The organism is Cytobacillus sp. T106 (genome assembly GCF_040492155.1).
GTDB classification, from domain to species: domain Bacteria; phylum Bacillota; class Bacilli; order Bacillales; family Cytobacillaceae; genus Bacillus_AB; species Bacillus_AB infantis.
In genome coordinates this window covers 676,466-700,945 of sequence record NZ_JBEUMK010000002.1, presented here as the reverse complement: position 1 = coordinate 700,945, position 24,480 = coordinate 676,466, and the positions used below count along the sequence as shown (strand labels likewise).

Annotated in this window: 20 protein-coding genes and 2 riboswitches; of the genes, 5 read left to right on the top strand and 15 right to left on the bottom strand. The window is 46.8% G+C overall.

Going from position 1 to position 24,480, the window contains the following annotated elements:
* Window positions 1–134: 134 nt before the first annotated feature.
* The 5 genes from ABU165_RS07640 to ABU165_RS07620 form a co-directional block, all read right to left on the bottom strand.
* A complete protein-coding gene (locus ABU165_RS07640) occupies window positions 135–461 on the bottom strand; it encodes a hypothetical protein (RefSeq protein ID WP_009793035.1) in 327 nt (108 codons plus the stop codon).
* An 81-nt stretch (window positions 462–542) separates the two neighbouring features.
* The gene (locus ABU165_RS07635) at window positions 543–1,259 is read right to left on the bottom strand and encodes an SGNH/GDSL hydrolase family protein (protein WP_353762646.1); all 717 of its coding nucleotides are present in this window, start codon (window positions 1,257–1,259) and stop codon (window positions 543–545) included.
* A gap of 129 nt (window positions 1,260–1,388) precedes the next feature.
* Complete coding sequence (uvrA, locus tag ABU165_RS07630) at window positions 1,389–4,268, bottom strand: excinuclease ABC subunit UvrA (RefSeq protein ID WP_318059973.1); 2,880 nt, start codon at window positions 4,266–4,268, stop codon at window positions 1,389–1,391.
* A 7-nt stretch (window positions 4,269–4,275) separates the two neighbouring features.
* Entirely contained in the window at window positions 4,276–6,255 is a 1,980-nt protein-coding gene (uvrB, locus tag ABU165_RS07625; RefSeq protein ID WP_009793032.1) for an excinuclease ABC subunit UvrB, read from the bottom strand.
* 500 nt (window positions 6,256–6,755) lie between these two features.
* Window positions 6,756–6,989 carry a CsbA family protein gene (locus ABU165_RS07620; protein WP_009793031.1) on the bottom strand — a complete coding sequence of 78 codons (234 nt, stop codon included), beginning with the start codon at window positions 6,987–6,989 and terminating at the stop codon, window positions 6,756–6,758.
* A 239-nt stretch (window positions 6,990–7,228) separates the two neighbouring features.
* Here ABU165_RS07620 and ABU165_RS07615 point away from each other — a divergent pair, with 239 nt between their 5' ends.
* A complete protein-coding gene (locus tag ABU165_RS07615) occupies window positions 7,229–7,507 on the top strand; it encodes an alpha/beta-type small acid-soluble spore protein (RefSeq protein WP_318059972.1) in 279 nt (92 codons plus the stop codon).
* A gap of 42 nt (window positions 7,508–7,549) precedes the next feature.
* Here the strand turns inward: ABU165_RS07615 and ABU165_RS07610 are convergent, their stop codons facing one another.
* Genes ABU165_RS07610 through ABU165_RS07595 form a run of 4 tightly spaced genes read right to left on the bottom strand, consistent with a single transcriptional unit; the run spans window position 7,550 to window position 11,322 of the window.
* A complete protein-coding gene (locus ABU165_RS07610; protein WP_318059971.1) occupies window positions 7,550–8,761 on the bottom strand; it encodes a M20 family metallopeptidase in 1,212 nt (403 codons plus the stop codon).
* Window positions 8,762–8,804: 43 nt separating this feature from the next.
* The gene (locus ABU165_RS07605) at window positions 8,805–9,635 is read right to left on the bottom strand and encodes a MetQ/NlpA family ABC transporter substrate-binding protein (RefSeq protein ID WP_224949651.1); all 831 of its coding nucleotides are present in this window, start codon (window positions 9,633–9,635) and stop codon (window positions 8,805–8,807) included.
* A 15-nt stretch (window positions 9,636–9,650) separates the two neighbouring features.
* Window positions 9,651–10,301 (bottom strand): methionine ABC transporter permease, encoded by a 651-nt coding sequence (locus ABU165_RS07600; RefSeq protein WP_009793027.1) that lies wholly within the window; start codon window positions 10,299–10,301, stop codon window positions 9,651–9,653.
* Window positions 10,291–11,322 carry a methionine ABC transporter ATP-binding protein gene (locus ABU165_RS07595; RefSeq protein ID WP_224949649.1) on the bottom strand — a complete coding sequence of 344 codons (1,032 nt, stop codon included), beginning with the start codon at window positions 11,320–11,322 and terminating at the stop codon, window positions 10,291–10,293. Before ABU165_RS07595 ends, ABU165_RS07600 begins: the two co-directional genes overlap by 11 nt.
* 76 nt (window positions 11,323–11,398) lie before the next feature.
* Window positions 11,399–11,501: riboswitch (SAM riboswitch) on the bottom strand.
* A gap of 127 nt (window positions 11,502–11,628) precedes the next feature.
* Window positions 11,629–11,728, bottom strand: a riboswitch (SAM riboswitch).
* 323 nt (window positions 11,729–12,051) lie between these two features.
* Between ABU165_RS07595 and ABU165_RS07590 the strand changes: the two genes are divergently transcribed.
* Both ABU165_RS07590 and ABU165_RS07585 read left to right on the top strand, forming a co-directional pair.
* Window positions 12,052–13,479, top strand: coding sequence for a PAS domain-containing sensor histidine kinase (locus tag ABU165_RS07590; protein WP_022544390.1), 1,428 nt, complete (start codon window positions 12,052–12,054; stop codon window positions 13,477–13,479).
* Between the two features lie 167 nt (window positions 13,480–13,646).
* Window positions 13,647–14,948 (top strand): globin-coupled sensor protein, encoded by a 1,302-nt coding sequence (locus ABU165_RS07585; RefSeq protein ID WP_022544391.1) that lies wholly within the window; start codon window positions 13,647–13,649, stop codon window positions 14,946–14,948.
* Between the two features lie 61 nt (window positions 14,949–15,009).
* Here ABU165_RS07585 and ABU165_RS07580 read toward each other — a convergent pair whose 3' ends face one another.
* The 4 genes from ABU165_RS07580 to ABU165_RS07565 form a co-directional block, all read right to left on the bottom strand.
* The gene (locus tag ABU165_RS07580; RefSeq protein WP_009793021.1) at window positions 15,010–15,150 is read right to left on the bottom strand and encodes a hypothetical protein; all 141 of its coding nucleotides are present in this window, start codon (window positions 15,148–15,150) and stop codon (window positions 15,010–15,012) included.
* A 54-nt stretch (window positions 15,151–15,204) separates the two neighbouring features.
* Window positions 15,205–15,978, bottom strand: coding sequence for a class I SAM-dependent methyltransferase (locus tag ABU165_RS07575; protein WP_101549416.1), 774 nt, complete (start codon window positions 15,976–15,978; stop codon window positions 15,205–15,207).
* Window positions 15,979–16,065: 87 nt separating this feature from the next.
* Window positions 16,066–16,527: a GNAT family N-acetyltransferase gene (locus ABU165_RS07570; RefSeq protein ID WP_224949647.1), complete on the bottom strand. Its 462-nt coding sequence runs from the start codon at window positions 16,525–16,527 to the stop codon at window positions 16,066–16,068.
* 21 nt (window positions 16,528–16,548) lie between these two features.
* Window positions 16,549–18,828: a bifunctional diguanylate cyclase/phosphodiesterase gene (locus ABU165_RS07565; RefSeq protein ID WP_318059970.1), complete on the bottom strand. Its 2,280-nt coding sequence runs from the start codon at window positions 18,826–18,828 to the stop codon at window positions 16,549–16,551.
* Window positions 18,829–19,083: 255 nt separating this feature from the next.
* Between ABU165_RS07565 and ABU165_RS07560 the strand changes: the two genes are divergently transcribed.
* Both ABU165_RS07560 and ABU165_RS07555 read left to right on the top strand, forming a co-directional pair.
* Window positions 19,084–21,003, top strand: coding sequence for a methyl-accepting chemotaxis protein (locus ABU165_RS07560; protein WP_318059969.1), 1,920 nt, complete (start codon window positions 19,084–19,086; stop codon window positions 21,001–21,003).
* A 152-nt stretch (window positions 21,004–21,155) separates the two neighbouring features.
* Window positions 21,156–21,458, top strand: a complete 303-nt coding sequence (locus ABU165_RS07555; RefSeq protein WP_094768499.1) for a hypothetical protein — start codon at window positions 21,156–21,158, stop codon at window positions 21,456–21,458.
* A 643-nt stretch (window positions 21,459–22,101) separates the two neighbouring features.
* Here ABU165_RS07555 and ABU165_RS07550 read toward each other — a convergent pair.
* Together ABU165_RS07550 and ABU165_RS07545 are read right to left on the bottom strand one after the other, a co-directional pair.
* On the bottom strand, window positions 22,102–23,085 hold the full coding sequence (locus tag ABU165_RS07550) for a Gfo/Idh/MocA family protein (RefSeq protein ID WP_318059968.1): 984 nt from the start codon (window positions 23,083–23,085) through the stop codon (window positions 22,102–22,104).
* A 120-nt stretch (window positions 23,086–23,205) separates the two neighbouring features.
* Window positions 23,206–24,399, bottom strand: coding sequence for a PDZ domain-containing protein (locus ABU165_RS07545; protein WP_094768497.1), 1,194 nt, complete (start codon window positions 24,397–24,399; stop codon window positions 23,206–23,208).
* Between the last annotated feature and the right edge of the window lie 81 nt (window positions 24,400–24,480).

Genomic DNA, 24,480 nt, shown 5'->3' with positions numbered 1-24,480 from the left:
TCAGTTTATTAGCAACTTTCCCGATATACTAGCAACTTTCACGTTTTATTAGCAACTAGCCTAAATCAACACAGTCCCAGCCCCAGCTGACAAATAAAAAAGCACTGATTACCAGTGCCCCTTCGAAAGTCAGCTTAAACCGTTTTCGCTGCTCCCTTCCTGCATACTTCATCAATTTTATGGACAAACATCTGAAATACCTTGCGCTTTTCTTCCAAATCCCGGATTGAGCCCTTCAGCTCATTATATTTTTCCTCAAATGGGCGGTGGTACTGCTCGCGGATGGTTTCAATGATCTCATCATTGACCGTTGATTGTATAACCTGCTTTGTTATCCCGTATTTGTATGTATACACCTGCAATTCCCTTTTGACCTCTTCATAATCCTGATTGATCTGGTCCAACACCTTGGAAATATCTTCTTTCCATTCATTAAGGGAATCTTCGATATAAGAATGCATGGGCTGCCCCCCTGAAACTCTTTTTCTTTATTATAAAGGCTGCAGTTTACAGCCCTTTTTCTTTTCGTTTACAGAGTGGTGTCAATCTTCCTGCAGCCTGGCATATTCCTTGGCAACCCGGTCTGCAATCAGGTCATATCCGCGGTCATTGGGATGCAGGGAATCATAGAAAAAGAGATTTTTCTCCTTGCCCTTAAACAAATCGTCAGTAGGAACCCATCTTACCTGATGATGGCTCGCAGCTGCTGCTTTTACTTTCTCGTTCCAGCCCTCTATGATGCTGCCGATTTTTTCATTGCCTGGATAGGGATTATAGAGGCCAAGCAAAAGGATTGGACTCTCAGGATTGTTCCGCTCTGTCCACCGGACTGTTTCTTCCAGGTTTCCCCTATAAATTTCTTCTGCCTTCTTAAGCCTTTCTTTGTGTAGTGGTGCCAGATCCCCGCCATTTGCATGAAGCAGGTCATTTGTGCCGATAAAAATGATGATTGTGTCTGCCTCCTGCACCTCTTTTAAAACAGCCGGGGTATTCAGCTGTTTTTTGACGTTCAGTGTATCCTGTCCATAGATTCCAAAGTTTTCAACTTCAACGTTTTCCTCATAAATCTTGTCCAATTTTCCCTCAAGCCTTCCGGTATACCCTTTTCCGTTTTTATCGCCATACCCATAGGTGAGAGAATCCCCGAGTGCCACGATTTCTGTCTCGCCATCATGCGAAACAGTATTTTTTGCCTGGATGGCGACAGCAGAGCCAATTAACAGTATAAAGCCGATAATAATCCAAATATATTTTTTCATCATGAACCTTCCTTTTCTAATTAAGGTTCATTTACCCGATTCAGCGGGAGGCAATCTGGCAATATTCAGCAGTAATTCCATCATCCTAAAAAAGCGAGCCCGCAGTAATTGCGGAACTCGCTTTTGGGTTTATGCTTTTGATACGCTTGTTTCTCTTTCTTTGACCAGCTTCTGCATGCGAATACGGTCTCTGTCCAGGATTGGCTTTAGATATTTTCCGGTATAAGAGCCTTCTGCTTCAGCCACTTTTTCCGGGGTGCCCTGGGCAATGATGGTTCCGCCTTTATCGCCGCCTTCTGGCCCAAGATCGACAATATAGTCGGCAGCCTTGATGACATCGAGATTATGCTCGATGACCAGGACTGTATCCCCGTTTTCAACAAGCCGCTGCAATACAGTGAGCAGCCTGGAGATATCATCGACATGCAGTCCGGTCGTCGGTTCATCCAGTATATAGAAAGAGCGGCCGGTTGACCTGCGGTGCAGCTCTGAAGCCAGCTTCACACGCTGAGCCTCCCCTCCGGACAATGTGGTAGCCGGCTGGCCGAGCGTGATATAGCCCAGGCCAACATCATAGATTGTCTGGAGCTTTCGGCTGATTTTTGGAATATTTTCAAAGAATTCAAGTGCATCCTCGACTGTCATATCAAGGATATCTGATATATTTTTCCCTTTATATTTAACTTCAAGAGTTTCTCGGTTATAGCGTTTCCCGTGGCAGACCTCGCATGGGACATACACATCAGGAAGGAAATGCATCTCAATCTTAATGATTCCGTCTCCCCGGCATGCCTCGCATCTTCCGCCTTTAACGTTAAAGCTGAAGCGTCCCTTCTTATATCCGCGTACCTTTGCTTCATTCGTAGAGGCGAAAACATCGCGGATATCATCAAAGACACCGGTATAGGTGGCCGGATTAGAACGCGGTGTACGTCCAATCGGCGACTGGTCGATGTCAATTACCTTATCAAGATGCTCAATTCCTTTGACATCTTTATGCTCGCCTGGCTTTGTTTTGGCTTTATGGAGCTTTTGCGCCAGGGTTTTATGAAGTATTTCATTGATCAGCGTACTTTTTCCTGATCCTGATACACCAGTGACGGCAGTAAACGTGCCAAGCGGGAATTTGACATTTACGTTTTTCAGATTGTTTTCCTGTGCACCCTTGATTTCAATGAAGCGACCGTCGCTTTTTCTCCGCTCAAGCGGCAGCGGGATAAACTTCTTCCCTGACAAATACTGGCCGGTCAAGGAATTCGGATCATCCATTACCTCTGCCGGTGTCCCCTGGGAAACAATCTGGCCGCCGTGGACGCCGGCTCCCGGGCCGACATCGATAAGGTAGTCGGCTGCAATCATCGTATCCTCATCATGTTCAACAACTATGAGCGTATTCCCGATATCACGCATATTCTTGAGCGTATCGATCAGCCTGTCATTGTCGCGCTGATGAAGGCCGATTGACGGCTCGTCCAGGATATACAGGACACCGGTCAGGCGGGAGCCGATCTGAGTGGCAAGACGGATGCGCTGAGCTTCCCCTCCTGAAAGCGTGCCTGCTGCCCGGCTTAGTGTCAGATAGTCCAGTCCCACATTGATGAGGAATCCGAGCCTTTCTTTTATCTCCCTAAGAATCAGGTTGGCAATCTGCCTTTCTTTCTCAGAGAGAATCACATGTTCAAAAAAGTCTTCTGCCTCTTCAATGGACAATGATGTAATCTTTCCAATATGCTCCCCTGCAATCAGGACAGCAAGACTTTCCTGTTTCAGGCGGTTTCCTTTACAGGCCGGGCAAGGGTGCTGGGCCATATACCTTTCCATCTGTTCGCGGATATAGTCAGAGCTTGTTTCCTTGAAGCGCCTTTCCACATTGCGGATCACACCCTCAAACTCAATAAAGTTTTCCCTTACCTGGCCAAAGTCGTTTTCATAGCGGAAATAGATTTTTTCCCCTTTTGCTCCGTAAAGAAGCTTATCAAGCAAATGCATCGGTATATCCTGTACAGGCATATCCATGTCAATCCCCAAATGGCTGCTGACTGCCTCAAGCAGCTGCGGATAATACTGGGAGCTTGTCGGCTCCCATGGTGCGATGGCATGCTGTCTTAAAGATAGTCCGCGGTTTGGGATGACAAGGTCAACATCCACTTCAAGCTTGCTGCCAAGACCATCGCAGGATGGGCAGGCGCCGAATGGGCTGTTGAAGGAGAACATCCTCGGTTCAAGCTCGCCGATGGAGAAGCCGCAGTGCGGGCAGGCATGGTTTTCGCTGAAGAGGAGCTCTTCCTCTCCGATTACATCAATGATGACTTTGCCTTCACCGAGCTTAAGCGCCGTTTCAAGGGAGTCAGCCAGCCTTGCTGCTACGCCCTCTTTCACGACCACGCGGTCAATGACCACTTGTATGCTGTGTTTCTTATTTTTTTCCAATGTGATGTCTTCGCCCAGGTCATGCATTTCGCCGTTGACTCTGACACGGACATAGCCTTGCTTTTTCACATCCTCAAGAACCTTGACGTGGGTCCCCTTCCTGCCCTCAACGACCGGAGCGAGGACCTGCATCTTCGTTCTTTCCGGATATTCCATGATCCTGTCGACCATCTGCTCGATTGTCTGGGAGGATATCTCCACATTATGGATCGGGCATGTCGGACGGCCGACCCTGGCGAACAGCAGCCTCAGATAATCATAGATTTCCGTCACGGTGCCGACAGTCGATCTTGGGTTCCTGCTTGTTGTTTTCTGGTCGATGGAGATTGCCGGCGACAGCCCTTCTATGGCATCGACATCAGGCTTATCCATCTGGCCGAGGAACTGGCGCGCATAGGCGGAAAGAGATTCCACATAGCGGCGCTGCCCCTCTGCATATATCGTATCAAAGGCCAAGGATGACTTCCCGGATCCGGAAAGCCCCGTCAGCACCACAAGCTTATCCCTCGGGATGGTGACATCAATATCCTTCAGGTTATGGGCCCTGGCGCCTTTTACAATCAGTTTTTCCATTGCCATCAGTTCGTCATCCTTCCGCTTTCAGCTCTAATAATAGATCACGAAGCTCGGCCGCCCGCTCGAAATTGAGCGCCTTGGCAGCTTCCTTCATTTCCTTTTCCATATTTGCGATCAGTTTGTCGCGTTCTTTCTTCGTCATTTTTGCCGGTTTGGCTGGTGCAGCATAGTCGGCCTGCTCCTCGGCAGCGTGGGTGGCACGGATCACATCGCGGATTTCCTTCTGGATTGTCTGCGGTGTGATGCCGTGCTCCTCATTATAAGCTTCCTGGATTTCCCGGCGCCTTTTCGTCTCGCTGATCGCCAGTTCCATTGAATTGGTGATCTTGTCTGCGTACATGATGACATGGCCGGAAGCATTCCGGGCCGCGCGCCCGATTGTCTGGATGAGGGACCTCTCTGAACGGAGGAAGCCCTCTTTATCTGCATCAAGTATGCTGACAAGGGAAACCTCCGGTATGTCGAGCCCCTCCCTCAGGAGATTGATCCCGATCAGTACATCATATTTTCCTAGGCGGAGCTCACGGATGATCTCAATCCGCTCCAGCGTCTTGACCTCTGAATGGAGATATTGCACCTTTATGCCGATTTCCTTCAGATAGTCGGTCAAGTCCTCTGACATTTTTTTCGTCAAGGTCGTAATGAGGACCCTCTCATTCTTCTTTACCCGATCATTGATTTCGCCAATCAGGTCATCAATCTGTCCTTCGATCGGGCGCACCTCGATCGTCGGATCAAGCAGCCCTGTCGGCCGGATGATCTGCTGGACCATTTCCGGCGTATGCTCTATTTCATATGGACCCGGGGTTGCGGAAACATATACAATCTGATTGATATGCTTTTCGAATTCCGGGAAGGTGAGCGGCCTGTTATCCATCGCGGATGGCAGCCTGAATCCATGATCCACAAGGACTGACTTCCTGGCCTGGTCCCCGTTGAACATCCCCCTGACCTGAGGGATCGTTACATGTGATTCATCGACGACCATCAGGAAATCGTCAGGGAAATAATCAAGCAGCGTATACGGCGTTGATCCGGCCGGACGGAGAGTCAGATGGCGCGAATAGTTCTCGATCCCTGAGCAGAAGCCCATTTCCCTCATCATCTCCAGGTCATAGCGCGTTCTCTGTTCCAGGCGCTGAGCCTCAAGAAGCTTGCCGTTTTCACGCATTTCCTCCAGGCGCTCTTCCAATTCCTTTTCGATATTCCCGATCGCAATTTTCATCTTTTCCTCGCGTGTTACGAAGTGGGAGGCCGGGAAGATGGCAACATGTTCGCGCTCGCCCATGATTTCTCCGGTCAGTGCATCCACCTCACGGATCCGGTCAATCTCATCACCGAAGAATTCGACCCGCATGCAATGCTCATCCCGTGAAGCCGGGAAGATTTCCACCACATCGCCGCGGACTCTGAAGGTCCCCCTCCGGAAATCAATATCGTTCCGCTCATACTGGATATCAACAAGGCGGCGCAGAAGCTGGTTCCGCTCAATTTCCATCCCTGTCCTCAAAGAGAGAACAAGCTCCTTGTATTCCTCAGGTGAACCGAGGCCGTATATGCAGGAAACACTGGCGATGATGATAACGTCCTTCCGTTCAAAAAGCGAAGAAGTTGCTGAGTGGCGCAGCTTGTCAATCTCATCATTGATGCTTGCATCTTTTTCAATGAATGTATCTGTCTGGGGCACGTATGCCTCAGGCTGGTAGTAATCATAATAACTGACAAAATACTCTACAGCATTGTTCGGGAAAAAGTCCTTGAACTCACTGTAAAGCTGGCCTGCCAGGGTTTTGTTATGGGCTATGACCAATGTAGGCTTGTTAACCTCTTTAATCACATTGGAAATGGTAAACGTCTTACCAGTACCAGTTGCACCCAGCAGGGTCTGGTGCCGCTTGCCGGAGCGGATGCCCTCGACAATCCTGCTGATGGCCTCTGGCTGATCGCCCTGCGGCGAATATTTTGAGACTAATTCAAATTGGTCCTTCACAAAAAAAGCCTCCTGTTCAAGAAGTTGATTTTAACATTTTATCTATATTTGCAGGCAGGCATACCAGTAAGCAAGAACCTTGCTTCTGTTGCCCCTGTTCTTTTAATGGTTAAGCGGTCCTGAATGCACGTGATGATTCCTGCTGAAGTTATATTATAGAAGAAAAAGGTCTGAAGCCTTGTACGAAGCTGAAAAACTCATATCCTCATTCTACCACAAAGCACATGAAAGAAACCAGGAATATGCGAACGGATATTCGTTTTTCATGAAATAGCATGTGATGAGTAAAAAGGCTCCTGCCAGGAACGGCTCGATTCCTGCCGAATAAAGGTTAATCAAACGTTTGATTAAATGGTGGACCGGCCCTTTAAAGCTGGAATATTTCCCGCGAAATATGTCGGCAGGAAATATGGATGGAGATGACAGCTGAAAGTCTTGCTTGCCAAATAAAATAACCTGCCCGATTAAAACCAGGCAGGTTTTTGAGAATCATTATAAAATCAAGCTCGCTTCTTTGCTCTTTGTTTCATAATCTGCGCATACCAGAAACCGGCAGTCAAAGAAAAGGCATCAACAACAATAAGCCCCCAGCTGTCTGTATAGCCCTTGTAGACGGAGGCGGCAATCAGGGCGACTGTCAGAATGAGCCCGATTACATGATTATACGTCACCCTCGTAAAGAACATGACAAGCAGTCCGGGCAGCAGCAGGGCTGAAAGATACTTTAGCGCCACTTTTTCACACCTTCTTTATGATAGATTCACTATGAATTGCGGACAAGTATAACATTAGAATAGCGGTTCAAACTATATGATACAAGCAATTTCAAAAATATGCCGCTGTATTTTTTTGCTTAGGGCATTGTTGTCCATTCATCGATTTCTGTTTGCAGCTGATTATATGGACGGGCTTCGCTTAGAAAAAGGCTGTTTGCAAAATACTATCCATAATGAACGGAAAGGAGGTTTGCATAATGTCCAGAAGAAGGAGGCGCCCCCTAGTTCCAGAATCCCGTGAAGCCCTCGACACATTGAAGGCACGTGTTATGGCTAACCAGGGCTATAAGGTCGGACCGGATGCGCCGGAGGAAGTAAAATATGAGGTGGCCAGGGAAAAGGATGTTCCGCTTCAGCATGGATATAACAGCAGGCTGACATCGCGCGAGGCCGGCAAAGTCGGCGGCCCGATCGGCGGCAGCATGGTGAAGGAATTAATCCGGCTGGCCCAGGAAAGCCTCAACAAAAAGCAATAGTATAATGGAAAAATGGAGCCGCCATATAGGCAGCTCCATCCTTTATTTTTGCGCTTCTTTGTTCCTAGCGAACTCTTCTTTAATGGAAGCAAGCAGTTCAGGCTCCGTGATAAGCCGGAATGCGGTTTGTGCCAGCGCCTTTGCACCTGTGAGCAGGGCTTCATCGCCTTTTTCCGACCGTGCAGCTTCACGGAAAGGTGCAGTATGGGCAACAAGATCATCGCTGCCGATCTTGATATAAGGGTGGATCGTCGGTACCTGCTGGCTGATGTTGCCTGCATCTGTTGAACCGATTCCTTCCCTTCCTGACAGATCGACCTCTTCCCCCAGTTCCTCGATGACTTCACGGAACGCTTCATCATACGCTCTATTTAATAGAAGATTATCGACTTCATTCTGGAATGCAATTACATTCAGTTCAGCGCCTGTTCCAAGGGCGGCAGCTTCTGCCACCTTTTTCACTTTTGCTGTAACTTCATTTAGATAGGTTCTTGTCGCTGCCCGGATGAAGAAACGCGCTTTCGCATATTCCGGAATGATATTTGGTGCGTCTCCTCCATGGGTGATGATGCCATGGATTCGCACATCATCTTTCAGCTGCTGGCGCAGGGCATTGATGCCGTTGAAGAGCTGGATGACCGCATCAAGTGCATTAATTCCTTCGTGCGGTGAAGCCGCAGCATGGGCAGGCTTGCCGATATACTCAAAGTCCAGCGGATCCACCGCCAGGGAGGAGCTTGTCAATGCCGTCTTGCTTGAAGGATGGATCATAAGCGCCGCATCAATTCCCTCTGTCAGGCCGTGCTTCACGAAGCTGCCCTTTGCACTGCCGTTAGGTCCGCCTTCTTCGGCGGGTGTTCCGAATACGACGACCTCTCCGCCTGTTTCTTCAATCACCTTGCTTAAAGCAATCGCCGCCGCTGTGCTTGTTGTGCCGATGATATTATGGCCGCAAGCATGGCCGATTCCCGGCAGTGCGTCATATTCGGCAAGGAAAGCGATTGACGGTCCCGGTTTGGAGGATTTTTTCCTTGCAGCAAAGGCTGTTTCATGGCCGGCAACAGCACGCTCAACCTCAAAGCCCTCTTCTTCAAGAATTCCTGAGAGCAGCCCGGATGCGAAAAATTCCTGGTTGCCGATTTCCGGTTTGTCATGAATCTGGTGGCTTGTTGAAAGGTAAAGCTCCCTTCCAGCTTCCACACTTTGATTGATTCTTTCCTTCAGCTCGGTTACAGATTTAGCAGGTGCTGACATAATGATCTCCTCCTTGGGTTATAGCGGTGCCAGGCACCGGTTATTATTCTCCGATTTCACTAAGCGGAACGAATGTCGGGATTGTGCTGCCTTTGTATTCTTTTTCAATGAATTCAGCTACATCATCTTCCTGATACAGTTCGCCGAGGCGCTTCAGTGTCTTATTGTCTTTGTCTTCTGTTCTGGCGGCAATGATGTTGATATATGGAGTTGCTGTTGCACTTTCATGGAAGATAGAGTCTTCTACAGGGTTGAAGCCAGCATCAACAGCGATTCCATTATTGATGATGGAGGCAGCTACATCCGGCAGGACGCGTGGTGTCTGGCCCGCTACTACAGGGACGATTTCCAGGTTTTTCGGGTTGTCGACGATTTTGTCGATGCTGCCATTTCCGTCAAAGTCTTCAGGCAGCGTGATCAGGCCGGCTTCCTGCAGAAGCAGGAATGATCTTCCCATATTGGTTGCTTCGTTCGGCACGGCAATCTTTCCGCCTTCCGGGATATCTTTTACATCTTTATATTTTTCAGAGTAGATCCCCATTGGTGCAATAACGGTTGTCGCGATTGGTGAAAGATCCAGATCATGCTCCTTTTTAAAAGCGTTGAAATAAGAAATGGTCTGGAAGGCATTGGCATCAAGCTCTCCCTCTGCTAGAGCGATGTTTGGCTGGACATAATCAGAGAAGCGGACGATTTCCACTTTGATTCCTTCTTTTTCAGCCTTCTTGGCTACAAAGTCCCAAATGCGGTTGTCTGACCCGCTGACCCCGATTTTCACTTCTTTTTCTTTTTCCTTGCCGCTTGTTGATGATGAGCAGGCTGCACTGAAAACCGCCAGTGCGAGGATGATTGCCGTTAATAGTAGTTTTTTCATGGATGATTCCTCCTGTTATCGTCTTCTGATTTTTTTGGATAAAATATTGCCGAAGCTTTGCAGCCCCTGGACCATAATGACCAGGATAGCGACTGTTATGAGCATGACCGTTGTATCAAAGCGCTGATAGCCATAGGTAATGGCCAAATCGCCAAGCCCTCCGCCGCCGACAGCCCCTGCCATGGCGGATGCTCCGACAAGTCCGACGGTTGCAATGGTCAGTGCCAGGACAAGTGAGCTGAGTGCTTCCGGTACGAGAAACTTAAAGATGATCTGTGCCGGAGTCGCTCCCATCGCTTCCGCTGCCTCGAGGACACCAGGATCAACCTCGAGGAGTGAGTTCTCGATTAATCTTGCAATATATGGGCCGGCATAGAATACTAGCGGTACGACAGCAGCCGCCGTTCCGATTGAGGTGCCTACTAAAAGGCGCGTCACCGGGATGATTGCGACCATCAGGATGATGAATGGAACAGAGCGGAATATGTTAATGATCCCATTCAGCACGTTAAAAACGGGCAGATTCTCCAGCAGATGGCCTTTTCTCGTAATAACCAGCAGGATGCCCAGCGGCAATCCGAGGATGGTTGAGAAAAGAAGCGAGAAAGCCACCATTTGAATGGTTTCGATGAGTGCTTCTATGATTTGCGTGTGATCAACTAGCATGTGCTTTCACTTCCTTGATTGAGACTTTTTCCTGATGAATATACATAAGCGCGCGCTGCACTTCCTGGTCGGTTCCCTGGAACTCGACAACAAGGTTTCCAAAAGGGATTCCCTGAAGCTCGGTTATATTCCCGAACAGCACGTTGATATCAATATCGAACTTCTTGGCAAGTCTGGAAAGCAGCGGCTGTCCGGCTGACTCGCCGACGAAATTGATCCGGAAGATCCTTTCCTTTCCATCGTTTTTCTCTACAAGCTGCTTTACAGAATCAGGGATTGAATCATTCATGACAGAGCTGACAAAGTTCTGGGCCGTCTGTGTTTTCGGCGCCGAGAATACATTGAACACTGACCCTTCTTCAATGATTTTTCCTGCCTCGATCACTGCCACCCTGTCGCAGATTTCCCTGATGACCGTCATTTCATGGGTAATGATCAGGATGGTGATGTTGTATTCTGCATTAATTTTTTTCAAAAGCTGAAGGATGCTGCTCGTCGTCTGTGGATCAAGGGCCGATGTCGCTTCATCGCACAGAAGAATCGATGGCTGTGTCGCAAGCGCCCTGGCAATCCCGACCCTTTGCTTCTGGCCGCCTGAAAGCTGATCCGGATATTTATCCGCTTTATCGGCAAGGCCGACAAACTCAAGCAGTTCAGCGACCCGTTTGCGGATCTGCTCTTTCGGCAGCTTTGCCAGTGTGAGCGGCATGGCTACATTGGCGAACACCGTTTTTGAGTTGAGCAGATTGAAATGCTGGAACACCATGCCGATATTCCGTTTAACTTCCCTCACCTCTTTGGGCGAAAGCGAGGTTAGATCATGGCCATCGACGATCACCTTGCCCGAGGTCGGCCTTTCGAGCAGATTCACACAGCGGATCAGCGAGCTTTTTCCCGCTCCGCTGAAGCCGATGACACCAAAAATTTCTCCTCTTTCTATTGCTAGATCAATCCCGTTGAGCGCGGCAACCTGCTGCCCGCCGCTTTCATACACCTTTCTGAGATCCTGAAATTCTATCATTTTGCTTCACCCTCCATATCAAATAAAAAACCCTCTTCTGAGAACAGAAGAGGGCATGTATCATCAGCATCCGCTCTTCTTATCTCCCAGGCTCACACCTGCTGGAATTGGCACAGTACTCATAAGAGTCCGCTGCCGAGGCTTCATTGGGCCAGTCCCTCTGCCTCTCTGGATAAGAAATTATGGTTTTCCTATAAAATTAATTGGTTTTAACACAATAGCTATGCAGCATCACGCACTTTTATTCCGGAAAACAAGAAAGCCCTCTTCAAAAAGAAGAGGGCAGAATAATAGGCGTTCGTCCTCTTCTTATCTTTCAGGCAATCTGCCTGCTGGAATTGGCACGGTTCATCAGTCCGCTGCCGAGGTGTCATAGGGCCAGTCCCTCTACCTCTCTGGATAAGAAGCTATCGTATTAAGTTTATTTGCTTGATTAATTGTTTTTTACTTTACACGCGTTTCAAAGTTCTGTCAAACCCTTTTTAAAATTTTTCGGATAAAAATTCTTATCCACAATTTTTGAAAACCCTTACTTAATTTTGGGGAGTTTTGAAAAAATAAAACTCCATCTGCTGTGGATAAAGGAGGTTTTCCACATTTTTTCCTCCCCTTATCAACATTCTCCCCAGACTTCACACAAGAAGAGGGAGTTTACTCCTATATTTATGCCCGCTTGTCTATTGTATAATAGTGGAAAAGAGCAAATTGAACTGCATTCCGGGAGGGAGAATGGTTTTGATTGCAACAAACAGAGACTATCAATCTGAATTATTTGTGGACAAAGTTGAAGCAAAGAATCTCGAACTGGCTCTGAAGCATTCGGCAGACCTGATTTCAAGGCATACAAAAGAAGGCATCTTTTTATATGTTTCCCCATCCTGCAGCACCCTTTTGGGCTATTCACAAGAGGAACTGTACAAGGACTGCATTCTGGCCTACTGCCACCCCCAAGATAAAGAAATCCTCAAAAAAGAATTCCGCGGGCTATCCCCGGGCAGCAGCTCACGCATTTCATTCCGGTTCCGCCGCAAGGAAGGCGACTATATCTGGCTGGAGACCAGCATCAGCACACTCGGCGACGGCCAGGAAGCCATGTGCATATCAAGAGATATGACCGAGCGCGTCAATATGGAAGAAGAAAACATGGAAACCCAGGAAAAGTACCGTTTCCTTGTCGAATACAGCAGGGATACCATTGGCATGACAACCGAGAAAGGCATATGGACCTACATGAATGATGAAGGCAAGAAGGTGTTCGGCTTTACTTCAAGCAAGGAAATTATAGGCGCTTCTTTGTATGACTATGTTTCACCTTCTGATCATGGCTATCTGAAGGATTTTTACCAGGCGAACCAGACTGTCTCTTTTGAATTGAATATCATCAGGAGTGACGGGAACACCCGGAAGGCCGCTATCCAGCTGATCCCCACCGTTTTTAAGAACCGGAAGCTTTTCCAGATCATCATCAAAGACGTCACCGGCCAGAAAAAGACCGAAGAAAAGCTTCATAATGCAGAAAAGCTCTCTGTCGTCGGGCAGCTTGCAGCAGGAATCGCCCATGAAATCAGAAATCCCCTTACCGCCATCAAAGGCTTTACCCAGCTTCTTACAGAGCGTAAAACAGAAAAATATGCAGATGTAATCCTTTCCGAACTCGAACGGATTGAAGAAATCGTCAATGACCTCCTTGTCCTCGCCAAGCCTGTTGTGACAGAGGCTCAGGAAACCAATCTGGTGAATATAGTCAAGAGTGTCGTCACCCTTTTAAACACACAGGCGCTTATCTATAACATCATGATAGATGTAAAATACTCTCTATCTGAAATCAGCGTCCGCTGTGAAATCGATAAAATCAAGCAGGTGCTTATCAATGTGATCAAGAATTCAATTGAAGCCATGCCCCATGGCGGAAAAATCAGCATTGAGGTCAGGCAGGATAACAGCTTTGCGATGATCAGCGTGAAGGATGAAGGGATCGGCATTCCCGAGGAAAGGCTGCCGAAGCTCGGTGAACCGTTCTACAGCACGAAGGAAAAGGGGACAGGCCTTGGGCTCATGATCTGCAACCGGATCATTAAGAGCCACGGCGGGAATATATATATAACAAGCAAAGAAAATGAAGGAACCATCGTGAAACTGCTGATTCCTGTGGTCTGATTGAAGCCTCCGGCGTTCCTGCCCGGGGCTTTTTTGATTCTGCTCCAGCTTCTCGCTGCAGACCCTTCTTGAAAACAATTGTACTTCTGTTTAAACAATAGTAAAAACTTCCCCTATATTGCCGATATAAAGCAGGATAATAGATATAGAAAATGGGAGTGTTTCAAGTGCTTTTTACGAAAACAGCAAAACCGAAATCGTTTGACCTTGAAAGCCTGATTCAGAAAGAACTGGAACATGCAGTACAGGAAACTGAATTTGATCAGGATTTAAAGCTTCAGATTGAAGTGATGGGCCTGACAAAAGAAGATTTGGCTATTTTGCGGGCAGTGCGCCCGATTGCCGAAAAGCATATCAGCGCCGTTTACAATAAACTTCTCACTTATGAACAAGAGGATGTCAGGAAAATAACCGATATTTCGAAAATTGGCGTGACTACAGAGATGAGCCAGCAGTATATCCTCAGTCTGTTCAATGGCATAGTTGACGGCGAATTCGTTGAACGCCGCAGAACAGCAGCAAAAGCTTATGTGCAGATCGGGGTGCAGATTCACTGGTATATGTCCATTTACCAGCTGCTTATGAAAAACATCTTGGAAATTGTCCTGCAGGAGCTGGAACTGTCATCGAAAGATCAAAGCCGCGTGACTTTTGCGATGGCGAAGATTTTCAATCTTGAAATCCAGCTATGCATTTCCATCATGCAGCAGACGATGGAAGCATTCTCAGCCGAAAGGGAGAATCAAGCGAAGGTCGAGCTGAAAAGCTATGTCGGGGAAATCGTTGAAAATCTGGCTGCCATGTCAGAGCAGACAGGCGCTTCTGTAGAACAGATTGTGCATCAGTCCCGTCAGATATCCGGCAATGCAAAAGATGGCGCCGCTTCTTCGACTGAAATGGAATCTCGTTCATCCAAAGGCCGCGACCAGCTGAATCGGGTTGTCGATAATATGCATGAGCTGAAAAGCAATGTGAATGAAATTACCAGCACCATCAGCAGCCTGGAAAAAACCTCGAACCAGATCGGCGAGATTGCCGGCGTGATTACAAGCATTGCAGACCAGACCAATCTGCTCGCCCTTAATGCTGCCATTGAGGCGGCCAGGGCAGGCGAGCATGGAAAGGGATTTGCCGTTGTTGCCGATGAAGTCAGAAAGCTGGCAGAACAGACAAAAGACTCATCCTCCAACATCACCTCACTGCTGAACAGCACAATCAGGCAGATTTCAGAGGTGATTTCGCAGATTGGCACCATTGATGGAATAGTCGTGAACGGGAATAAAGAGATCGAAAACACAGGAAATGTCTTCAAAGAAATCCTGTCGGCAAGCACAGAAAGCAAAGATAAAAGCCGCCAGATCGAAAAGGACATCGAACTTCTTACCGGCCTTCTTTCCGAAATCAGCAGTGCAGCTGCCAAATTATCCGATTCCGCTGAAGAACTAAGCTTAACAGTGGCTAATTTTTAAAAATGCAAAAGAGAAGCATAGGCATCACCGCTTCTCTTTTTTTATGTTGATAGCTTTCTGTTCACTGCACAAATTTAAATAGGGAACGGATGAGAAACCGGGACAGAAGGTATATCGGCTCTATCAGATCGATTGCAGCATCAATCACTTCAAGCTTGTTATTCTTTTTCTTTTCTTTCTTCCGCTTTATTCTGAATTTCAAAATACCGCCCCCCGCCTTTATTTGTATATATTTTACAGCAATACGTTTACTTTGTCATTTCACAGCGAGCCAGATGGTCCAGCAATCCTGCTCCGTAATTTTCCCGGCATCTGTCAGCCTGCTTTCAATATGCTCTACGAGCTCTGCCAGCTCGCTGTCATTCAGCTCATGAAGGATGGAGCGCCCTGTTCTTTCAAGGAGATCATGGCGCAAACCGCTGATATCGCTGTACGTCTTCCTTACTTCCCATAAGGAAATCTCTTTGACGGATGAGAACCCTGCCTCCTCCAGCGCTGATTGTACAGCTGAACTGCTATATCTCCGGGATATCTCTTTCTCCGCGAGCTCCGGGAATTTTTCAAAAAAGAACCCTCTGATATGTGTCCTGCTGCCAGGAAGCAGGCAGTCCTCCGGTGTCCGGTCCTGAATCAGGCAGAAACCGCCTGGGCGCAGCACCCGGAAGCATTCAGCAAAGGCGTCCGGAAGCCGGTCGAGATGATGGATGACAGCCCTTTCAAGCACCATATCATAAGCATCTCCCTCCAAGCCGGTTTCGTACGCATTTCCATGCACAAATTCTATTTGCGGATAACCATCTGAAGCCCGGTCTGCCGCCTCAAGCAGCTCCCGTGAGAAATCCAGTCCTGTCACATGTGAGGCTCCCATATCGGCTAGAGCTCTTGAGTAGATTCCCCCTCCACATCCAATGTCGAGAACACTTTTCCCCCTTAAATCAAACTCTTTCCCAACCGTTTCTATCCAAGTTGAGTCAGCTTTCCGGGAAGAATAGGTATCCTGATTCGTTTTATCGTGAAAATTGATTGGCATTGGAATCCCCTCCTTATTAGTTATATTATAAGGCAGGGTGATGAAAGGAAAAATATTGAAATTTCGATCGTATGTGATAGGTTTTGCTTATTCTTTTTCCAGGACCGTCAGCTGCACGCCTGGTTCAGGCTCCAGCTCACCTTTTTCTTTAAACCCGAAACTTATATACAATTGAAGGGCTGGCATATTCCCCTTCCCGGTCAGTACCCTCCATTTTCTGCCGGTAAATTCACTGGTTAAATGAGCAAGCAAACTCTTTGCAATCCCTCTCCGGAAAAACGATGGATGAACGGTCAAACGGCTGATGACCACCCAATTTTCATCCTCTTCATAAGCAAGAACGCCGGCCAGCCTGCCATCCAGGCACATTCCAACAAAACTTTCACGGGAGGCCATCAAGCTTTCAGCTGTATCAAACAGCTGCGGGATAGCATCAAAGCCTATAATCTCAGCTTCTATTTTATAGGCTGGGATCTGGATGCTTAAGACTGCCTTTGCAGTTTCAAAGTCTTTGATATTCAGGTGTATAATTTCTCTTGCTGTCTCCATCTGCCCCCTCCTTTACTTTTTTTAAAATCCCGGCTTTAATTTATTCAGCTGCTTTTTCAGCTCAGGGGCCGGTAAGGGTTTGCTGAAATAATAACCCTGCAGCTTGGAGTCACTGTTTTCCCTGATATATTTCAGCTGTTCCTCTGTTTCGATGCCTTCAGTTACACAGTCCAGCCCCAGTTCATTAAGGATTTTGTAGATTCCCGTCAGCAGTACAGTATCAAAGGCTTGAAAGGGAACCTTTTTGACAAAATTACGATCGATCTTTATTGTATCGACCGGGAGATCTTTAAGGAAGATCAGCGAGGAAGTACCGACCCCAAAATCATCAAGAGCAATTTTGACCTTCCTTTTCCGGAGGTCTTCGACAAATGGCAGCAGCTCTTTTTTATAATCGCTCACATCGCTTTCGGTAATCTCGATTTGCAGGAGCCCAGGCGGAAAATGATAGCATGCAAGGACCTCATCCAATTTTTCAACAAAGCGGCCGTCCTTCATTTGCGATTTGGATAGATTAATGGCCAAACCAAGCTTTTCAAGGCCGTCCTTATGCCATTTACCAACCTGCTTAACAGCCTCCTCCAGTACCCAGGAGCCCATCCTATTAATAAGACCTGTTTCTTCAGCGATCGGAATAAATTTATCGGGGGAAATCAGGCCCTTAGCAGGGTGGTTCCAGCGAAGAAGGGCTTCAACACAGACGATATGTTCCCCCGCTTTATCCATAATAGGCTGATAATAAATTTCAAGCTCATTCCGTTCTACCGCATATTTCAGCTCATGCTCCAGCTCCAGGAGATTTTTATAATAGCTGTCCGATGAGATATCCTCATAGAAAACATATTGGTTCTTGCCTGTGCTCTTAGCCTCATACATCGCAATATCGGCCTTTTGCAGAAGTGCGTCCAGAGCAGTTCCATCCAGCGGAGACACTGCAATACCGACACTGGCTGTTGTAAATGCCTTGTACTGAAATGTCTCATACTCCTTCCCAACCTGAGACAGAATTCTCCTGGCGATTCCTTCCAGCTCCGTCCTCTCGCTGGTGCCGACAAGCAGGGCAAATTCATCGCCTGCCAGCCTGGCAAAGAGGCCGTTCATTTCGTCTGCAAGCGCCTTTACTTTTTCTGCAATTTCCTTTAGAAATATATCGCCTGCCTGGTGTCCCAATGTATCATTGATCCGTTTAAATCCATCCAAATCAAAAAAGAATACAGCTTTCATGCCTTTCAAGCCCGTCAAGTAATGCTCAAACAGATAGGCCTGATTGGGAAGGCCGGTCAGCTGATCGATATAAGCAAGATTTGTGATTTCCCGGTTCTTATCTTCAAGAGAGGCCAGTACCTTATTGATGGATTGCTCCAAATTTGTAATCTCATCCCTGTGCTTTGAACTGATGGGCAGCCTTAAGCCAGTATCCCGCCTCTCCTGTATTCCCCTTAGATTCTCTGACAGACTGGCTACCCTGGAAAGGATGAACCGGTCCAGCAGGAACAAGACCAGGAGCAGCATAATGGCTGAAAATCCCGCAATATAATAGCACTGCTGAATTAAGCTTGACCTTTTTTGCTGATAAAATTCTCTGTCCATCAGTATGCTGATGCCATAGCTCCCTCCTCCCTCTAATTCTTTTATAAGCAGGTTGCCCTTCATTTTTGTTTCACTAGCAGTCTCTACTGCCAGCTTTTTGCCCGGCTTTTCTTTCTGTTCACTGAAGGACAGTAATAGGCCCAGCTCTTTCCCCATTTTATCAACATAATTATGATCCAAAAACTTCCCCATTACCAATGAACCGGCAGCAGTACCGCTACCATCGCTTTTGTATACAGGCTGTTTCGAGTAAAACGCCAGTCCCAGTTCTGTCATGACATACCCCTGGGCTTTATCCAGCCTGCTGAAGTCTTCATAGTATTCAGCAGGGAGTCTGATAGGCTCTACCCTTTTCAGGTCATAGGCAGACTGATAAATATTAGAACCAGATCCATCCGAGAAAAGCATGAAATTCACTTGGTTATTTTCGAAGGTCTCCGGCAGCAGATTGACTGCAGGATAGTCTGGGTATTCTCCCTTTAGGAATAAAAAGGTATCATCCCAGACAGCCCAGTCCAAATTAGTTCTGTTCAAAACATCCGCTTGCGAACTCAGATGGCTTTCTATTCTTTGCAGTTCTTTTAATACAGTCCGCTTGTCCATCTGATTTGCATCCTTAAGCAGTGCCGGCCAGATAAACAAGAAAATAACAGATAAGAATAAGGCAATGGCACTGCCGACCACCAAAAATGTCTTCATGATTAGTTTCATAGCAATTCCCCTGTCCGGCCTGCTTAGGCCTCCGCTCATTAATATCATTACTTATATCGGCCCAATATAGGACTTTTGTTATAGAAGAAGTCGAATTTGAATAATCTAAATATTTTTATTTTTATGTAAAATTTTCGATTATTGTGCCGATAAATATATTAACTTGTCAGGAAAATAGCAGATTTGGGGGAAAAGGAAATGAACAAAAAAAGAAACTTTAAATTACCTGGATTAACTATAAAAAGGAAGCTGATTTTGGCTTTTGTATTAGTCCTTATCATTCCAAGCGTGTTGATCGGGGGGTTCTCCTATCTGTCGGCCAAAAGAGAACTTGAAACTACTATCCTCTCTGCAGCAGATGAAAGCATTGAAGCTATAAATAAAAATATAAATAGTATTTTCACACCTAAAGAAAATGATCTGGAATACTTCTCCACCCACATTACCCGTGAGGATTTTGGGGATAAGGAATCGATGCAGACTAAATTCGACCAATACACAGATCTCCATAAAGAGGCTTCGGCCATCTATGTGGGGACGGATACCGGAGAAACGACTATTTCTCCGAAGATTGATCTGCCTGCTGACTTTAATCCTAGAGAAAGGCCCTGGTATCAAGACGCAATGAAGAAAAAAGGGGAAATTGTCATCACAGAGCCTTATACAGATGTAAACACAGGAGAAACCACCATCTCACTTGCCAAAACCAACAAAGATGGAAGCGGGGTTATCGGCATTGATATTGATCTAGGTATGCTTGCTGAGACAGCGGGAGGCAAGATTGGAGCGGAAGGGTATGTGCTTTTGCTGGACGCAAGCGGAAAGTACCTCGTTCATCCTAATAAAGACGCCGGTACACAAGCAGCCGAAAGCTGGAAAAACAAGATTTATGAGATGGATAAAGGGCAGTTATCCTATCTCTTGGAGGGACAGGATAAGAAAATGACCTTCCTCACCAATAAACTTACAGGGTGGAAAATTGTCGGTACCATGTATAAAAATGAAATCAATGATGCTGCCCATCCTATTTTGATTAGCCTGGCAGCTGTACTTGGAGCCTCCATCTTAATTTTTGGAACAATCATTATTATAATAACCCGGTCCATAACGCGGCCGCTTAGCCTATTGGCTGCAAAAGCGCAAACCATTGCCGAAGGCGATTTAACCAGCCGCATCTCCCTTCACAGTAAAGATGAAATTGGCCTGCTTGCTGCAAGCTTTAATCATATGATTGATTCTCTTTTGCACATTGTTGCAAATGTCAGGGACTCCGTTTCCCATGTAGCTTCTTCATCCGCACAGCTTACCGCAAGCGCGGATCAAACCACACAGGCTACGGAGCATGTAGCATCCGCTATTCAGGAAATTGCAGGCGGCGCCGAACAAACTTCAGGGAAAATGGAGGGCAATTCCGTCATTTTAAAAGAAATTAATCAAGGCATTGAGCATATAGCCGAAAATTCTTCTGTCATTTTCGGATTATCAAGAGAAGCAGAAATTGAGGCTCAGGCGGGGGAGGAATCGGTACAGCAAAATCTTGCCCAGATGAAAAGTATTCACCGGTCTGTTAAAGACTCGAATACAGTTATCCAATCCTTATCACAGCGTTCCAATGAGATAGGGAATATTCTGGACGTTATAAGCGGCATCTCCAATCAAACCAACCTGCTCGCCCTAAATGCCGCGATTGAAGCTGCACGAGCAGGCGAAGCCGGCAAAGGATTCGCTGTCGTGGCCGATGAGGTTAGAAAGCTGGCAGAACAGACACAGACATCTGCAAAGCAGATATCGGAAATCATTCAAAGCATCCAGGAAGATACAAGCAGATCTGTATCCGTCATGGCGGATGTATCCAGGAATACTGAGGAGGGGCTTGCCATTTCGGAAAAGGCCTCACTCAAATTCAATCAAATTTTAAAAAAATCAAGGGAAATTACGCCACAGGTAGAAGAGGTCACCCTCGCAATCAACCGAATCTCCATAGGGGTGGATAAGTTTACAGAATCGGCAGAGCAATTGTCTCTGATCGCAAAACATAATTCCTCCAGCACTGAAGAAGTTGCTGCTTCAACAGAGGAACAGCTTGCTTCGATGGAAGAAATCGCATTATCGTCCAAGTCTCTCTCCTCAATGGCTGATGAACTGAGGGATCTTATCCGCCACTTTAAAATATGATGGCAATAATGACAAAAGCCCTGTTCCTTTATTTCAAGAACAGGGCTTTTTTTACCAATTTTTTACTATGTTTAATTAAACATACGATTTTCATCATATTCAGACACACAACGGGTAAAGGGTAATAACCCTAATGGAAGGCGGGATAGACTATGCATGATACCAGTTCATTCAGTGACAATCAGCTGACAACCTTTGAAATAAAGGATCTGCTGACCCTTTATATTACCCCTTTCAAAGATATGTGCATCAATACACCCGAGGAATCAGTAAAAATTAATCGCACTAAGGCGATTAACCTTCTCCTTGAGCGGCTGAGCAAAAAACAATTATACGAACTGCTAAACCAGCTTCAGCTGATCCATAAGAAAAATCAAAATGACTTATACTATATTCAATATATTTTGATTGCTGTCATGAGTCTCGAAGCAGGCAGGAAAAAGAGTATACATTAGCCATTCAACCCGCCTGTGCGATTACTGGGTTACCTCTCTCCTGTATCAAAGTTCTGTATGATAATTGACGGTCATAGGAGGAACCCTTAAAGGTCCCAGCGAAGCATTAATATTCTTCAGAGCTTCAAGCTGTTAATTTGAGGATATGTTAATTTTTCCCCGCATGCTGCAGCAGACTGCCGGGATCCTGCTGCCATGCTAAGACTGGAACCAGCTGCTTCCTTGTCTCGATTCATTCATGCCGAACCAATTGTAATGTTCTTAATCGCTTAGACCACCCTATTAATTGTGTCATTTATAGATCTGAAGGCATTCTCTGCATCTGGCAAGCTGTTCCCAGGGCTGGCTGCGATTTCTTTGGTTCGGCCCATTTCTTTTATTGCCCGTGCAGATTCCTGAGCTGTTGCCTTCATTTCCCCTATTGCTCCCGAAAGACTGCTCAGCCAGCTTACAGACATCCCTATTCTGTGGCAGGAAGCCTTTTGCCGCGGCCACTTGACCCTGGCTGCCCCAAAATTGATGAATTAAAAGCCAACAGGTTGGTTTGCTCCGTAATTCAACAATTGTAATATAACCTTTTCTATATTATTAATCTTGTTATTTAAACGCTAAATGACTATTTCTATAAGGGGCAAGACACCGATCAAATATCTGCCGGATACACGACTCCCATCTGCCTCCTGGCCTCATCCAGCAGGTTCATGACTTGCATGGAATTCTGGAAGGTATTTATATCCGACTCTGTTACCCCCGACTTGACAAGACGGATAAATTCCTGGAGCTCATAAAAAAGACTGTTATTATTCTGGGCAACAGAGATGATTTCAGGCTCCTGATTGCGCAGCTGCAGCTCCACTACATCCATTGTGGAAATCCGGTCTATTTTTATTGAGCCCTTTTCACCCTGTATTTCGGCCGGCAGGGAGGAATCGGTGATTTTTGAAAAAAGGACAGCCGCATCCATATCTTCATAGGTAAACACAATGCTTCCGGACGCATCTGATCCGGTTTCCAGCAGAAATCCGCTTGCCTGGAGGCTTTTCGGCTTACCGAAAAGAACCAGCATCGGATAGATCGCATACACGCCGACATCCATTAAAGCGCCGTTCGACAGCTTCGGATCAAAGGCATTCGCCTGCCTTCCTGCCTTGTAATCTTCGTACCTGGAGTCATACTGGCAATAGTGGGCGAAATATTGCCTCACCTTCCCGATTCTCGGCAAATGCTCCCTGATCTGCTGGAAGTTCGGATAGAATGTCGTTTTCATCGCTTCCATGAACAGCACATGATGTTCTTTAGCAGTCTGGATCATCCTTTTCAGCTCAGCCGTATTTGAAGCTGCCGGCTTTTCACAAAGCACATGCTTCCCATTTCGCAAAAACAGCTCTGCCTGACCGCTGTGAAGCGAATTCGGGCTTGCAATATACACCGCATCAATCACTTCGCTTTTGGCCATATCCTCTAAATCTGTGAATATATGCTCTGCACCAAATTTCTCTGCGAACCTCTCGCCTTTATCCCGTGATCTTGAATAGACTGCTGCCAGCTGAAAATCCTCCAGCTCTTTCCCGGCAAGAACTAACTTTTCCGTGATCCAGTTTGTACCGATGACGCCGAATTTGACCATGAGCAGGACACCCCTTTTCTTTTTTTGATCAACTAATTCCAGTGTATACCAGCAGGGAGAATGGAGTCTATGTAAAAAAGCCGGCTGCGTTAAAATTGCAGCCGGCTTTTTATTTGGCCATCAAACGGCCCGCTCATCTTTCTTCCATTCATCCTGCACAAACAGAATGCCTAGCTCATGATGGTCGCCTTCATATAATGCCTTCTGAACAAAGCGGATCTGTCCATTGACGTCGAATACTTCCAATTTGCAGTGGGCTCCGTTGCGCTGAAGGGCATTGTATAAATCATTTTCATCTTGGACCTTCAGTCCATTCACCTTTGAAACCAGTTCACCAGTTTTAAGGCCCATCGATTCTGCGGGCGTGCCAGGCTTCACTCCTAGAACAACAAGGCCCTCGTTCCTTCTCGAGAAAAAGAAAGGCTGGTTCCGGTCATATACCTTTTGGCGGTATGTGATGAATTCCCTTCCGATCACAGCCAGTGCAGCAACCCCGATTGATGCCAGCGGGTACCAATAGCCTGCTGCCGAAAGCAGGAGTAGGATGATAGAGAAGACCAGCAGCCTTCTGCCTGTCCGCTTGGCAGCCGTATCCGGCAGCATACCCTGAACCTGCTGAGAGAACCCAACTGAAAATGGAACTAAGATGATTGCATAAGAGCTGTCTCCTATGGAAAACAGCGGCCACCAGCCAAACAACCCAGAGATTGCATCACCAGGGATAAGCAAAAATAACGGAAGCAGCCAAAGCCTTTTCGTTTCATGGACACCGATGGTCTGTCCCCTCTTGCTTTTAATGAGCTTCGGAGACGTTGCCCGGCCGCCGTTCCGCAGAATTAGGTAAGCCTCGCCAATCATCAGCAGAGCGAGCAGAGATGCACCTGCGGGGAACAGCATCTCCGCCGTCCAATTGCCTGTCCCCTTAATGAGCGGGATACTAAAACCCCTGTCAATGATATAAATACTTGCGAAAAATGCTGCGCCCACTGTGTAAGCCGGGGCAAGCAGCCGTACCTTTCCTGTCAGACTCCAAAGAATGGTGAATGCAGCTGTCAGCCACACAAGCTCTATCGGGATCAACATGCCGGTTCCCAGAGTAATCACGGAAAGAACCAGACCTGCTGCAAGTCCAGCAGGGATCAGCTGGCGAAGCTCAAAGTAGGCATTTTCCACCCTGATATGAAAATTCTTGCGCTCTCGCTTCACTCTGGAAACCCCAAGCAGCGCCGCTAAAAAGAACAGATAATAAAACACGGGATTCAGCAAAAGCTTTCCCGCACCCTTTGCCAGCTCCAAAAGCCACTCCTGAATCAAATCCTCCCACCAACCTCTAGTATAAAAGTTTCTATTACTTCTATTCTATCAAAAAAACAGGGCAGCAGGCACCTGTTATAT